A 12,882-nucleotide genomic window follows, 5' to 3' on the forward strand; every position below is an offset into this window, starting at 1 on the left:
CGTTCATTGAACGCGGCTTGACGGGCACGTGACGGACACGTGATGCGGGCGTGATGCGGCGTGACGGAATCGACCCGAGAAATGGGACGTCACTGGACAAAACAAAAGGGACGCCGGAGCGGCGTCCCAGGTGTTGTGCAGTTCTTGCGCCGTGCACGGACAGTGACGTGCGCGGACGGTTATGTCAGCGCTGGTTCACGGTCCTTCAAGATCAGGACCTCGTCCTGATCAACCGATGCCAGTACGTCGTTCTCCGACTGAAGCCGCAGGAGCTCGGCTTCAAGGTCCCGAACACGCCGCTGGAGACGTCGCATCTCTGCGACGATCCGGGGGTCGGGACCGCCGACGTGGCCAAGTAGAGCCTTCGCCATGATTAAGGGTCCTCCACGCTGAGTAACCAGCAGGAACCGCGCATGAAGAGAAATCCAAGTCGATGCGCGTATCATCTAGGGTCGCACCAGCTGGTGTGTCGGTCAAGACGGACATCACATGCCGGTAACAACATGTCCCCCCGAGTTTAGCACTTACGAAGCCGATTCCCGCACCGGGTCACCTTTCCAGGAAATCAGCCAGGTCACCGCGGGGAGAGCCCCACTGCTCCACCACTCCGGAGACCCGGCCCGGGGTCCCCGGAGAGCGCAGCAGCTCCAGCAGCCGCTCACAGGCCGCCCGCGGCCCCTCGGCGACCACCTCGACCCGCCGGTCCCGCAGATTGGCCGCCGAGCCCACCAGACCCAGCTCCAGCGCCCTCGCCCGGACCCACCAGCGGAACCCGACCCCCTGCACCTGCCCCCGCACCCACGCGGTCAGCCGTACCGTCTCGCCGGGGTCCTGCGCCGTGGCTCCCATCCGGACCTCTTCCTCGCGAATCCCCTCCGGACCGGTATTCCCGCCGGTGCCTGTGCCGATGTCACCGCCGGTGTCTCCGCGGGCGTCCCTGCCGATGTTCATGGTCATCGATCGTAGGACCCGGCGGCGAGCTCAGAGCCGGGGCCTGCGGGGGCGCGGCTGGCAGCGGGGGCAGCTGTAGGACGAGCGGTTCATGAACACGTCGCGGCGGATCGGCGTGCCGCACCGCTCGCAGGGCTCGTCCCGGCGCCCGTAGGCGTTCAGCGACCGGTCGAAGTAGCCGCTCTCCCCGTTGACGTTGACGTAGAGGCTGTCGAAGGAGGTGCCCCCGACGTTCAGGGCCGCCGCCATGACCTCTCGTGCGGCCGTCAGGAGCCGGGCGGCCTCGGCGCGGGTCATGGTCTCGGTCGGGCGTGCCCAGTGCAGCCTGGACCGCCACAGGGCCTCGTCCGCGTAGATGTTGCCCACGCCGCTGATCAGAGACTGGTCGAGCAGCGCACGCTTGATCCCGGTACGCCGCCGCCGGAGCGACCGGAAGAACGTCTCCTCGTCGAAGGCCTCCTCCAGCGGGTCCGGGGCGATGTGCGCGATGGCCCGCGGCACCGTGGGCTCCGCCGTGGAGACGGGCCCGGCCGGCGCGGGGGCCGCGTTCACGGCGTCACGGGCGGTGCCGGCGGCATGGGCCGTGCCGCCGAAGACGTCGGCGACCAGCTCGTCGATCATGAGATGGCCGAAGGTCCGCTGGTCCACGAAGCGGAGGTCCAGCCCGCCGTCGGTGAAGGTGACCCGTACCCGCAGATGCTTCTCGAAGGGCCGGTCGGCCTCTCCCACCAGCAACTGCCCGCTCATCCCCAGATGCGCCAGCAGCGCCTCCCCCTCCGCCGTCGCCCTCCCTTCGTGGTCATGCAATCGCCGGTCGATCGATTGCGTGATCACGGAGGACGGGGAGGGAGAGGACGGGGAGGGGTCGCCGAGCGGGATCCAGAGGTACTTGCCGCGGCGCCGGGGCGGGAGCAGCCGGCGGCCGGTCAGCCGGGCGGCGAAGTCGCCGGGACCGGCCGGATGCCGCCGGACCGCCCGGGGGTGCAGGACCTCGGCCGACTCGACCGTACGGCCCGCGGCCCAGCTCTCCAGGCCCCGGCGCACCACTTCGACCTCGGGCAGTTCGGGCACAGCGGCATCTCCTCAGCGCACCCCGGACCATGATCGTGGCCCGGGATCGTGGGTGGGGGCTCGGGGGGCGGGGCTCAGCCGGGGGCGGTCCGGGATCCCGTGCCCGGCTCCCGCTCCCGCTGGAGGGCGAGCTCGCGGATGGCGGTCCAGGCGGCCTCGGCGGCGTGCTGCTCGGCCTCCTTCTTGCTGCGGCCCTCGCCGGACCCGTAGCTCTGCCCGCCCACGCGTACCGAGGCACGGAAGGTCTTCTGGTGGTCGGGGCCGCTCTCGTCCACGTGGTAGTCGGGGACGCCGAGCTCCTCAGTGGCGGTCAGCTCCTGCAGGGAGGTCTTCCAGTCCAGCCCGGCGCCCAGGCTGGCGGACCGGGCGATCAGCCCGTCGAACAGCCGGTGGACCAGGTCCGAGGCCTCCCCGAGCCCGAGGTCGAGATAGACCGCGCCGATGAGCGCCTCGAGCGTGTCGGCGAGGATCGAGGACTTGTCGCGGCCACCGGTGCCCTCCTCGCCCCGGCCGAGCCGGATGTGGGAGCCGAGCTCGAGGCCGCGGGCCACGCCCGCGAGGGCCCGCATGTTGACCACGGCCGCCCGGAGCTTGGCCAGCTGCCCCTCGGGCAGGTCGGGATGACCGCGGTACAGGGTGTCGGTGACGACCAGGCCCAGCACCGAGTCACCGAGGAACTCCAGGCGCTCGTTGGTGGGCAGCCCGCCGTTCTCGTAGGCGTACGAGCGGTGCGTCAGGGCCCGCTCCAGCAGCGCCGGGTCGAGCTTGACGCCCAGTCCGGCCTCCAGCTCGGCACGGTCGGACAGGGGTTCGGGAAACTTGGTGTTCACGTGTCCTCCTCGTAGGTCGGCGCCACATCGTGGGCCAGTCGCTACGGCGAGTGACGTGTACGACGGTGTTCCGGTGCTCCCGCCGGAGGACCGGAGACGACGCACGTGAGAGGGGTTCCGCGAAGACGAGGTCCCCGCCGGTGAGCCGACGCTCCGGCGTGCACCACGGCCTCGGGCTGCCCCGCCACCCGCTCGACGGGATGGGATCGCGTCGGGACGGATCCGCGCACCGCGCGCATCCGGCCCCTACCGCGAGAACGGAAGGATTGCACGACCACGTGTCGTGATCATGCAATCCCGCCGCCGTCCATGGATCAGGACACCTCGATGACCTGACGTCGGTCGTACGTGCCGCAGTTGGCGCACGCGGTGTGCGGCAGCTTCTGCTCCCGGCACTGCGGGCATGCGACCAGGGTCGGCGCGGCGGCCTTCCACTGCGAACGCCGGTGCCGCGTGTTGCTGCGCGACTTCTTCCGCTTCGGGACGGCCACTTCAGCCCTCCTGGCTTTCTTCTCGTAGGTCAGTGATGCCCTGCAGAGCCGCCCACCGGGGGTCAACGGCGTCGTGATGGTGGTCGGGACCGGCTTCCGCCAGCTTCACACCGCACTCCGAGCACAGGCCGGGACAGTCGTCCCGGCACAGCGGGGACAACGGTAGCGCGAGCACCACCGCGTCCCGGAGCACCGGCTCGAGATCGATGAAATCTCCTTCGAGGCGGCGTTCGTCCTCCTCGGCCTCCCCGCCGGAGCGGGTGTCGGTGTAGACGAAGAGCTCCTGGAACTCCACCTCGAACTCCGAGCTGAAAGGTTCCAGGCACCGCGCGCACTCCCCGACCAGGGGTACGCGCGTCGTGCCCGACAGCAGCACGCCCTCCATCACCGCCTCGAGCCGGATGTCCAGCTCGAGATCCGCGTCTTTGGGAACGCCGACCATCTCGACGCCGAGATCCGCCGGTGCCGGCACGACCAGGTGCTCCGTCCGCATGGATCCCGGCCGTCGCCCCAGTGCGCGGGTGTCGAGCGCCAGGGGACCGTTGGGATCGCGACGATTCAGAGCTCTCCTGCTTTCGTGAGGCACGACGAAACACCGCCGTCGGGCATGGCCGATGACCAGCGTACCGAAACGCGGGTCGCCGACCCAACTCGGGACCGGGCCGCCGCCCGGACCGAGAGTGTGGATCACCCCTGCGCGAGACGCTCCACGAGCCGCTGCTGGATGATGTCCGGGACCAGCCCGGAGACGTCCCCGCCGTGCTTGGCGACCTCTTTCATCAGGCTCGACGAGAGGAAGGAGTACAGCGGGTTGGTGGACATGAACAGCGTCTCCACCCCCGCCAGCCGGTGGTTCATCTGCGCCATCTGCAGCTCGTAGTCGAAGTCGCTGACCGCCCGCAGCCCCTTGACGATGACGGGAATGTCGTTCTGCCGGCAGTAGTCCACGAGCAGGCCGTGGAACTTGTCCACCTTGACGTTGCCGTACTCCTTGGTCACCAGCCCGAGCATCTCGATCCGCTCGTCGACCGTGAAGAGTCCCTGCTTGGTGTTGTTGATCAGTACGGCGACAACGACTTCGTCGTAGAGCCGGGAGGCCCGGCTGATGATGTCGAGGTGCCCATGCGTGACGGGGTCGAAGGACCCGGGACAAACGACACGACGCACGAGGTGAATCCCCCTTGGTCCGGCGGGTTGGTCCGGCAAAGGCCTGCGGGCGCGACCGTACCAAATGCGTACCGTGCACCATTCTCCCGGCCCCTGCGCGAGCCGCCACCCGGCCCCCTCCCCCACGGGCCTCCCCGGCCGGCGCGGCTACGCCCGCCGGATCCGCCTCATGTCCGGCCGCTCATGCGTCCGCGCGGCCGTACCAGAAGGTCGCCTCGCCGTAGGTGCGGTGCCGTTCCGCGGTGTAGCCGGCCGGCCAGGCCAGCTCGCCGCCCCGGGTGGCGCGCTCGACCGCGACCAGGCCGTCCGCCGCCGCCCAGCCGTGGTCGCGCAGCGACTCCAGCAGGCCGGTCACCGCCTCGGCGGGATGGGCGTACGGCGGGTCGGCGAAGATCAGGTCGTACGGCTCGGAGGGCGGACGCCGGACCACCCGCTCCACCCGGTCGGTGGTCAGCAGGGCGCCGGGCAGGCCCAGCGAGGCGATGTTCTCGCGGATGACCCGGGCGGCCCGTGGGTGGGACTCGACGAGCAACGCGTGCTCGGCGCCCCGCGACAGCGCCTCCAGCCCGACCGCCCCCGACCCGGCGAAGAGATCGGCCACCCGGCAGCCCTGGAGGGGGCCGAGGAGTGCCAGCACCGTGGCGAACAGCCCCTCCCTGGCCCGGTCGCTGGTCGGCCTGGTGTCCCGCCCCGCCGGCACGGCCAGCCGACGTCCGCCCGCGCTCCCCGCGATGACCCTGCTCACGGGGTCCAGTCTGCCGCCTCCCGGGAGCTCCCGCAGCGTGGTCCCGCCTCCGCCGCGGCGGGACCGCGCCGGGTCAGGCCAGCGCCCAGCGGACCTGGGTCCGTACGCCCGGATCGGGATCGGTGAGAGCCGCGGTGAGCGCCCCGGCGACCTCGGGGCGATCGGCCCAGCGCTCCAGCGAGCGGACCGCGGCGCGGCGTACGTCCACGATGCGGTCGCCGAGCGCCCGGATCAGCGGGTTGATCGCGACGTCGGGCGGCGCGGCGCCGAGTGCGACGGCGGCACGCTTGCGGACCTGCCAGGAGGTGTGCGCGATGGCCGTGACGACCCGGCTGGCCAGCGCCTCCGGGACGCCCAGCTCGGCCGCGGCCTCGATCGCCGCCATCCGGACGACCGGGTCGTGGTCGGTGATGAGCTGCGCCAGCGCGGCGACGCCCGTCTCGGTGCCGAGCCGGCCGAGGCCCTGCGCGACCGCGACCCTGACCTCGCGGACCGGGTCGTCGGCGCTCTCCCCCACCCTGGCGACGGCCCTCAGCTCGACCAGCCCGAGCACGGCCTCCACGCGCAGATGGGCTTCGCCGTCGTGCAGTCCCTGGGTGTAGAGCTCCTCGGCGCTCTCGGCGAGCAGGCGGAGCGTCTCGGCCGCGGTGTCGCGCACGTGGGCGTCCCGGCCCCCGCTCGCGGCGAGCAGCAGCGCCTGGACGCCCTCCGACCCGATGTGCACCTCGGGCAGGACCCGCAGCGCGTCGGCGGCGATCCGCCGTACCTGATCGTCGGTGTCCGCGAGGGCCCAGGCGAGGGTGTCCCCGGCATCCCGGGGATCGCCGGCGAGCAGCCCGGCGGCGGCGCGCCGGACGGCCGGGTCCGGATGGCGGAGATACCCCTCGAGCTCGGCGGGGACGTGCTGGTCGGTGGTCGTCTCGGGCTGGATCTGATCGGTGGTCATGGCTGAGGCCTCCGGGCCGTCGGGTTCCTGACTGGGTCTCGGGAATCAGCGACGGGGACACAACGCGCTGGCCTGCCGCCGGAGGTCGACGTGCAGCCGCTCGCTCAGTGCCCGCGGAGTCATCCGCCCATCGTGTGCCACTTTTCCTATCAAGTCAATCGGCTAAATAGGAAAACGTTTCGCGCAGGGAGTTCCCCGGCCCCGGGCGCTCGGTCTAGGTCTTCTCCAGGTACTCCGCGCGGTCCGCGTCGACCAGCGCCGCCAGCTCGGCGGCCAGCAGCGGATGACCGGCCAGGTCGGGATCGGCTTCCACCAGCGCGGCCGCCTCGTCCCTGGCCTTGAGGATCACCTTCTCGTCGTAGACCAGGGTCAGCAGCCGCAGGCTGGAGGACCGCCCCGCCTGGGTCGCCCCGAGCACGTCGCCCTCGCGGCGCTGTTCGAGGTCGAGCCGGGACAGCTCGAAACCGTCGGTGGTGGAGGCGACGGCGGCCAGCCGTTCGCGGGCCTTGGTCCCCTCGGCCGCGTCGGTGACGAGCAGGCACAGCCCCGGCAGGCCGCCCCGGCCGACCCGGCCGCGCAGCTGGTGCAGCTGGGAGACCCCGAAACGGTCGGCATCCATGATCATCATGACCGTGGCGTTGGGCACGTCGACCCCGACCTCGATGACGGTGGTGGCGAGCAGCACATCGAGCTGCCGCTCGGTGAACCGGCGCATCACGGCGTCCTTCTCGTCGGGGTGCAGCTTGCCGTGCAGCACCCCGATCCGCAGGCCGGGCAGCCACTCGTGCTCCAGCCTGGGCGCGACCTCCAGGACGGCCCGCATCGGCCTGCTCTCCTCGCCCTCGCCGGCGGGGACGTCCCCCTCGTCGCCCTCCTGCTCGCCGATCCGGGGACAGACGACGTAGACCTGGTGCCCCTTCGCGGCCTCCTCACGGATCCGCTCCCACGCCCGGGCGAGGAAGGCGGGTCGCTCCGGCGGCACCACGTGGGTCTGGATCGCGGCCCGGCCGGCGGGCAGTTGCGCCAGCGTCGAGGTGTCGAGGTCCCCGAACACCGTCATCGCGACCGTACGGGGGATGGGCGTCGCGGTCATCACCAGCACGTGCGGGCGTCCGCCGGCCACCTTCTCGCGGAGCGCGTCCCGCTGCTCCACGCCGAAACGGTGCTGCTCGTCCACCACGACCAGGCCGAGGTCGGCGAACTGCACGTGCTCCTCCAGCAGGGCATGGGTGCCGACGACGATGCCGGCGGCGCCCGAGGCGGCGTCCAGCAGCGCCTGCCGCCGCGCCTTGGCGCCCTGCGAGCCGGTGAGCAGCGCCAGCCGGGTGGCGTGGTCGGCCCCGCCGAGCTGGCCGGCCTGCGCGAGCGGCCCGAGCATGGTCATCATCGAGCGGTAGTGCTGCTGGGCGAGCACCTCGGTGGGCGCCAGCAGCGCGGCCTGGCCGCCGGAGTCGACGGTCTGCAGCATCGCCCGCAGGGCGATCACGGTCTTCCCACTGCCGACGTCGCCCTGGAGCAGCCGGTGCATGGGGTGCTCGCGGCCCAGGTCGGCGGCGATCTCCTCGCCGACCGTCACCTGCCCCTCGGTGAGCGTGAACGGCAGCCGACGGTCGAAGTCCGCCAGCAGGCCGTCCTCCGTGCGGCCACGGGGCTTGGCGGGCAGTGCGCTCGCGGCCCGCCGGCGCTGGGCCAGCGCGACCTGGAGCACGAACGCCTCGTCCCACTTCAGCCGCCTGCGGGCCTGCCTGAGCTCATCCTGGTCGCGCGGGCGGTGGATGCCCTCGTAGGCCTGCCGCAGGCCGACGAAGCCGTGCCGCTTCAGGCTGGGGCCCGGCATCGGGTCCGGGCCGAGGTCCAGGGTGTCGAGGACCAGCTTCACGCACTCCTGGATCGTCCAGGTGTCCAGGCCCTTGGTGGCCGGATAGACCGGGATCATCTCCTCGGCCCACTCCTGGGCCGCCTCGGCCGCCCCCCTGGCCGCCACGACGCGGTACTCCGGATGGGCGAGCTGCCGCTGCGGCCGGCCGGTTCGCGGGAAGTACGTCGAGATCTTTCCGGCGAACAGGCCACGGGTGCCGGGCGAGAGCTCCTTCTCGGGCCGGTAGGAGCCCTTGCGGCCGAAGAAGCTCAGCTTGAGCTCACCGGTCCCGTCGGTGACGGTGATCTCGAGCACGTAGTCCGGCCGGCGGTTCAGCGTGCGCCCCTGGACCTTCACCACCTCGGCCATCACGGTGACGTGCTCGCCGTCCTGCAGCCCGGCCAGCTCGGTGAGCTCCCCGCGGTGCGCGTACCGCCGCGGGTAGTGGTGCAGCAGGTCCCCGACCGTGTCGAGGCCGAGGCCGCTGCTCATCACTTTGGCCGTCTTGTCACCGAGCACCTTGCGCAGCGGCTCGTCGGGTTTCGCCACGGTCCCCATTACAGCCCATCCCGCGGACACGGGTCGCCATCGCGGGCGGCCGTCGGCTTCGATCCGGTCACCGGGAGAGCGCGCCCTGGTAAAGAATCGGACTACAGCTTGCGTTGTTGGGTAAAGCCGACACAGCCTTCAAGTAACACCAAATCGCCACAAAGGAGTGGAGATAGTCGTGGTCGCCCACCTGGAAGAGACCGTCGCCGAGCAGCGCTTCGCCAGCGCCCGCCTGGAGGAACTGGCCGGGCTGCTGTGCGCGGCGGGACTGTACGCCAGGGTCAACCTGCCGATCGGCCGCCCGCCGAGCCTGCACGTGGTCAATCCCGCCGCGCCGGGGCTGGAGGAGCACGTGGTCATCGAGCGCCGTGACCGGGGCGAGTGGTGGTTGCGGTGGAGCTGGGCCGAGGAGATCGCGCCGGCCGGCGAGCTGGACCGTGCGGTCGACACCATCCGCCGGGTGCTGGGCGTGAGCGCCTGACCTACTCCACCTTTCACTCCGCCTTCACTCCACGCCGATGAGCAGCGGGTAGAGCTCCTGGCGGCCCTCGTAGACGGCGGCCTCGACGTCGGGGCGGGTGGTGTGCAGGTACCGCTCCAGGGTCTCCGGCAGCTCGGCGGAGGCAGCGAGGCCGGGGATGAGGGTGACCAGCTCGCCGCCGCCGGAGAGCATCCGGTCGAGGATCTCCGTCGCGACCTCGGTGAGATCCGTGCCGATCACCCGTACGTCGCCGTCGATCAGGCCGAGGACGTCGCCCGGCTGGCAGATGCCGACACTCGTGAAGGCCTCGTGGACGGCGATCTGCAGGTGGCCGAACCTGGTGGCGCCCGCCGCCCTGGTCATCGCGATCACGTCGTCGTGGAAGCGCCGCAGCGGATCGTGCACGGCCAGCGCCGCCAGTCCCTGGACCGAGGCCTTGGTCGGCACCACCGCGATCCGGACCCCGCTGTCGCGGGCACCGTCCGCGGCGGCGTGCGCGATCGCGAGCACCTCCGGCTCGTTGGGCAGCACCGCCACCTCGTCGCCGGCGCTCAGGATCGCCTCCAGCAGCACCGCCAGCGCCGGCACCGTGCCCGACTCGCGCCGGACGACCCGCGCCCCGCCGCTCTCGAACAGCTCGGCCAGCCCGTCGGCCGCGGTCACCGCGACGACCCCGCGGCCGGTGCACGGGGCCTGCCGCAGCCCGTGCTCACCGGAGGCCCGCAGATACGTCACCCGGATGCGGTGCGCCCGTCCCGCCGCCAGCCCGGCCTCGATGGCGGCCCCGGCGTCGTCGACGTGCACATGGACGTTCCACAGGCCGTCACCGCCGACCACGACGAGCGAGTCGCCGAGCCCGTCGAGTTCCCGGCGCAGCGGCGGGATCACCTCGTCGGTGGCGTCCAGCAGGTACATGACCTCGTAGGCCGGGCCGGGCTCCTCCGGCGGCGCCTCGCGTTCGGCCACCGCCGCGCGGACCGGCACGTCGTAGTGGTCGGGGAACTCCTCGCAGATCACCGCGGCGAGAGCGTCGAACACGACGCACAGCCCGGCCGCCCCGGCGTCGACCACGCCGTTCCTGGCCAGCACGTCCAGCTGCCCGGTGGTGCGCAGCAGGGCGGCACGCGCCCCCTCGGCCGCGGCACGGGCCACGCCCGCCAGCGTCCGGTCGGTGGACACCCGGTCGCCCGCCCGCGCGGACGCGGCGTCCAGCACGCTGAGGATGGTGCCCTCCACCGGATGGCCCACGGCCGTGCGGGCGAGCCCGGACGAATGCGCGAGCGCCCGGAAGAGCACCTCCCCGCCCTTGGCCGGGCCGTGGTCGCCGAGCACCTCGGTCAGCCCGCGGAAGACCTGGCTGACGATCACTCCCGAGTTGCCGCGGGCTCCCAGCAGCGCCCCCTGGGTCAGCGCCTGCCAGGTCTCCGCGACGTCCGCCCCGTCCGGCAGCGCCTCCACCGCCTCTGCCGCCGCCAGCAGGGTCAGATGCAGGTTGGTCCCGGTGTCCCCGTCGGGCACCGGGAACACGTTGAGGGCGTCGATCTCCTCCCGGGTACGGCCGAGTGCGTCGGCCGCGAGCCTGCACCAGGTGCGTACGGTCGCCACGTCGAGGACCTCCCGCACGCAAACCTCCCGGTCTCGCCACGTTGTGATGTGCCCTCAGTATTCTTCATCGCACGGACCATCCCGGTATGACTAGGGATCGGCCGCCGATTCGCCGTCCGGCCGCCGGTTCGGCTACCCTGACGTGAGCGTCCCGGATCGGGACCTCTTCAGCGAGCGCCCGTTCAGGGTCATCGATTTTCGACACACCTTTGGAGTTTCCCGTGGCTTCCGTTTGCGACGTGTGCGGCAAGGGACCCGGGTTCGGCATGCGCGTCTCCCACTCGCACCGCCGCACCCCGCGCCGCTGGAACCCGAACATCCAGCGTGTTCGGGCGGTCGTCGGCCGCACCACCAAGCGGATCAACGCCTGCACCTCCTGCATCAAGGCCGGCAAGGTCAAGCGCCCCGTAGCCTGACGCGGTGGTCCTCAGGGCCAGTGTGCTCGCAAGCCTCGCTTGTGCGCGCACTGGCCTTTCGCATGCCCGCTCGCGGCCCGCGTCCTCGTCTCCGGCCCGCCCGGCGGACCGGCCGTGTCCTGGGACCCTCCGGGCGACCGCCCTCAGGACCGCCGCAGCCGCCAGGCGTGGTCGACCGGGCCGATGCCGGAGCCGAGCGCGAAGCCGTGCTCGATCGCGCCGCTGACGAACTCCTTGGCCTTGCGCACCGCGTCCACCAGGTCCGCGGCTGAGGTCTCCCCCGGCCCGCCGCGCTGACCCGGCCCGCCACGCTCGCCCTGCTCACGCCGCTCACCCTGCTCGCCGCGCTCGGCCGCCGCGAGGGCGAGGTACGACGCGATCGCCGAGGCCAGGGTGCATCCGGTGCCGTGGGTGTGCAGGTTGTCGTGCCGGGTCCCGGCGAAGCGATACTCGGTCGTACCGTCGAACAGCAGGTCCACCGGCTCGCCCGGCAGGTGGCCGCCCTTGACCAGCACCCAGCCCGGGCCCAGCGCCTTGACCGCCTCGGCCGCCTCGCGCAGCCCCGACTCCTCGACCACCTTCACCCCGGTGAGCTGCTCGACCTCCCAGAGGTTCGGCGTGACGACGGTCGCGGTGGGCAGCAGCGCGGTGCGCACCGCGCTCACCGCCTCCGCGGCCAGCAGCGGGTCGCCGTGCTTGGACACCCCGACGGGATCGACGACGACGGGCACGTTCACCCCGGCGAGCACCTCGGCCACGGTCTCCACCAGAACGGTGGAGGCGAGCATGCCGGTCTTGACGGCATGCGTACCGATATCGGTCAGTACGGAGTCCAGTTGCGCCCGTACGGCCTCGGGAGGCAGTTCCCAGTAGCCCTGGACCCCCAGCGAGTTCTGGGCCGTCACAGCGGCGATCACGCTCATGCCGTGCACGCCGAGGGCGAGCATCGTCTTGAGGTCCGCCTGGATCCCGGCGCCACCGCCGGAGTCGGAGCCCGCGATCGTCAGTACGAGAGGGGGAGCGACCATGGAGATCAGCCTAGTGCCGCACCGACGCGCCCACCCGTACCCCCAGCCGGGGTTTCCGGGGCCGGGGTCAGGCGACGCGGCAGAGGGCTCCGCTGAGGCGGCAGGACGTGGGGGTGCTGAACCGGCCGCTGGCGGTGAGCACCAGATGCACCGCCTGGCCGGGGGCGATCACCGAGGTGGCGCGGAGGGTGGCCACCGGGCCGATCGGCCGCAGCAGGACGGCCCCCGAGGCGCCGATCACCTTGGCGTTCGCGAAGCGCAGGGCCAGCGTCCAGCCCTTGACCGGCTTGGCGCCCCGGTTGAGCAGGGTGGCGGTGCCGGTGAACCCGCTCGCCGTGCGGCCGGTGACCCGGACGCTGACGGCCACCGTGGTCTGGCGGCCGGTGCCCCGGCCGGCCCGCGCGGTCGCGCGGCCCTGCTCCGCGGAGGCGGCACACGGGGCGGTCTCACAATTGCCGGCCTGAGGAGGCGCGGCACCGGCGAAGTTCAGCGAGATCTGCTTCGTGGTCCACGCGTAGCCCACCAGTGCGATGGCGACCACCAGGGCGAGCACCGGCAGCAGGGGCACCCTGCCGATCCAGCGCGCGCCGCGGGTCTTCTGGGGCTGCTCGACGGGGGCGTCAGCGCCCATGAAATCTTCCATCAGCTTGGTGTGTCGTCCCATCCCGTTTCCTCATGGTCCAGGAAGTTCTACCAAAACCACACCAGTTATGCCTACCGGACAGAGAACACAAAGACCCTGAA

Annotated in this window: 16 protein-coding genes; 2 read left to right on the forward strand and 14 right to left on the reverse strand. The window is 72.0% G+C overall.

The window, feature by feature from the left end; all coding sequences use genetic code 11:
* Positions 1–179: 179 nt before the first annotated feature.
* From ACRYCC_RS36525 to recG, 11 genes are all read right to left on the reverse strand, one after another.
* Positions 180–371 carry a hypothetical protein gene (locus ACRYCC_RS36525; protein ID WP_433818618.1) on the reverse strand — a complete coding sequence of 64 codons (192 nt, stop codon included), beginning with the start codon at positions 369–371 and terminating at the stop codon, positions 180–182.
* 178 nt (positions 372–549) lie between these two features.
* A complete protein-coding gene (locus tag ACRYCC_RS36530) occupies positions 550–849 on the reverse strand; it encodes an acylphosphatase (protein ID WP_433818863.1) in 300 nt (99 codons plus the stop codon).
* Between the two features lie 132 nt (positions 850–981).
* Entirely contained in the window at positions 982–2,022 is a 1,041-nt protein-coding gene (gene mutM, locus ACRYCC_RS36535; protein ID WP_433818620.1) for a bifunctional DNA-formamidopyrimidine glycosylase/DNA-(apurinic or apyrimidinic site) lyase, read from the reverse strand.
* Between the two features lie 74 nt (positions 2,023–2,096).
* Complete coding sequence (gene rnc / locus ACRYCC_RS36540; RefSeq protein ID WP_433818622.1) at positions 2,097–2,852, reverse strand: ribonuclease III; 756 nt, start codon at positions 2,850–2,852, stop codon at positions 2,097–2,099.
* Positions 2,853–3,166: 314 nt separating this feature from the next.
* Positions 3,167–3,343, reverse strand: a complete 177-nt coding sequence (rpmF, locus tag ACRYCC_RS36545) for a 50S ribosomal protein L32 (protein ID WP_433818624.1) — start codon at positions 3,341–3,343, stop codon at positions 3,167–3,169.
* Between the two features lies 1 nt (position 3,344).
* The gene (locus ACRYCC_RS36550) at positions 3,345–3,836 is read right to left on the reverse strand and encodes a YceD family protein (protein WP_433818626.1); all 492 of its coding nucleotides are present in this window, start codon (positions 3,834–3,836) and stop codon (positions 3,345–3,347) included.
* Positions 3,837–4,030: 194 nt separating this feature from the next.
* On the reverse strand, positions 4,031–4,510 hold the full coding sequence (gene coaD, locus ACRYCC_RS36555) for a pantetheine-phosphate adenylyltransferase (protein ID WP_433818628.1): 480 nt from the start codon (positions 4,508–4,510) through the stop codon (positions 4,031–4,033).
* 181 nt (positions 4,511–4,691) lie between these two features.
* Positions 4,692–5,255 carry a 16S rRNA (guanine(966)-N(2))-methyltransferase RsmD gene (rsmD, locus tag ACRYCC_RS36560; protein WP_433818629.1) on the reverse strand — a complete coding sequence of 188 codons (564 nt, stop codon included), beginning with the start codon at positions 5,253–5,255 and terminating at the stop codon, positions 4,692–4,694.
* Positions 5,256–5,328: 73 nt separating this feature from the next.
* Positions 5,329–6,201: a HEAT repeat domain-containing protein gene (locus tag ACRYCC_RS36565; RefSeq protein WP_433818631.1), complete on the reverse strand. Its 873-nt coding sequence runs from the start codon at positions 6,199–6,201 to the stop codon at positions 5,329–5,331.
* Positions 6,202–6,246: 45 nt separating this feature from the next.
* Entirely contained in the window at positions 6,247–6,324 is a 78-nt protein-coding gene (locus ACRYCC_RS36570; RefSeq protein ID WP_433818864.1) for a putative leader peptide, read from the reverse strand.
* 91 nt (positions 6,325–6,415) lie between these two features.
* On the reverse strand, positions 6,416–8,617 hold the full coding sequence (gene recG, locus ACRYCC_RS36575; protein WP_433818633.1) for an ATP-dependent DNA helicase RecG: 2,202 nt from the start codon (positions 8,615–8,617) through the stop codon (positions 6,416–6,418).
* A 169-nt stretch (positions 8,618–8,786) separates the two neighbouring features.
* Between recG and ACRYCC_RS36580 the strand changes: the two genes are divergently transcribed.
* On the forward strand, positions 8,787–9,089 hold the full coding sequence (locus tag ACRYCC_RS36580) for a hypothetical protein (protein WP_433818635.1): 303 nt from the start codon (positions 8,787–8,789) through the stop codon (positions 9,087–9,089).
* 24 nt (positions 9,090–9,113) lie between these two features.
* Here ACRYCC_RS36580 and ACRYCC_RS36585 read toward each other — a convergent pair whose 3' ends face one another.
* Entirely contained in the window at positions 9,114–10,712 is a 1,599-nt protein-coding gene (locus ACRYCC_RS36585; protein ID WP_433818637.1) for a DAK2 domain-containing protein, read from the reverse strand.
* 203 nt (positions 10,713–10,915) lie between these two features.
* Here ACRYCC_RS36585 and rpmB point away from each other — a divergent pair, with 203 nt between their 5' ends.
* Complete coding sequence (gene rpmB, locus ACRYCC_RS36590; protein WP_433818638.1) at positions 10,916–11,110, forward strand: 50S ribosomal protein L28; 195 nt, start codon at positions 10,916–10,918, stop codon at positions 11,108–11,110.
* A gap of 143 nt (positions 11,111–11,253) precedes the next feature.
* Here rpmB and thiD read toward each other — a convergent pair whose 3' ends face one another.
* Together thiD and ACRYCC_RS36600 are read right to left on the reverse strand one after the other, a co-directional pair.
* Entirely contained in the window at positions 11,254–12,138 is an 885-nt protein-coding gene (gene thiD, locus ACRYCC_RS36595) for a bifunctional hydroxymethylpyrimidine kinase/phosphomethylpyrimidine kinase (protein WP_433818639.1), read from the reverse strand.
* 67 nt (positions 12,139–12,205) lie between these two features.
* Positions 12,206–12,802: a cellulose binding domain-containing protein gene (locus ACRYCC_RS36600; protein ID WP_433818640.1), complete on the reverse strand. Its 597-nt coding sequence runs from the start codon at positions 12,800–12,802 to the stop codon at positions 12,206–12,208.
* Between the last annotated feature and the right edge of the window lie 80 nt (positions 12,803–12,882).

The sequence above is a fragment of the Actinomadura scrupuli genome, assembly GCF_050971785.1.
Lineage (GTDB): Bacteria > Actinomycetota > Actinomycetes > Streptosporangiales > Streptosporangiaceae > Actinomadura_E > Actinomadura_E scrupuli.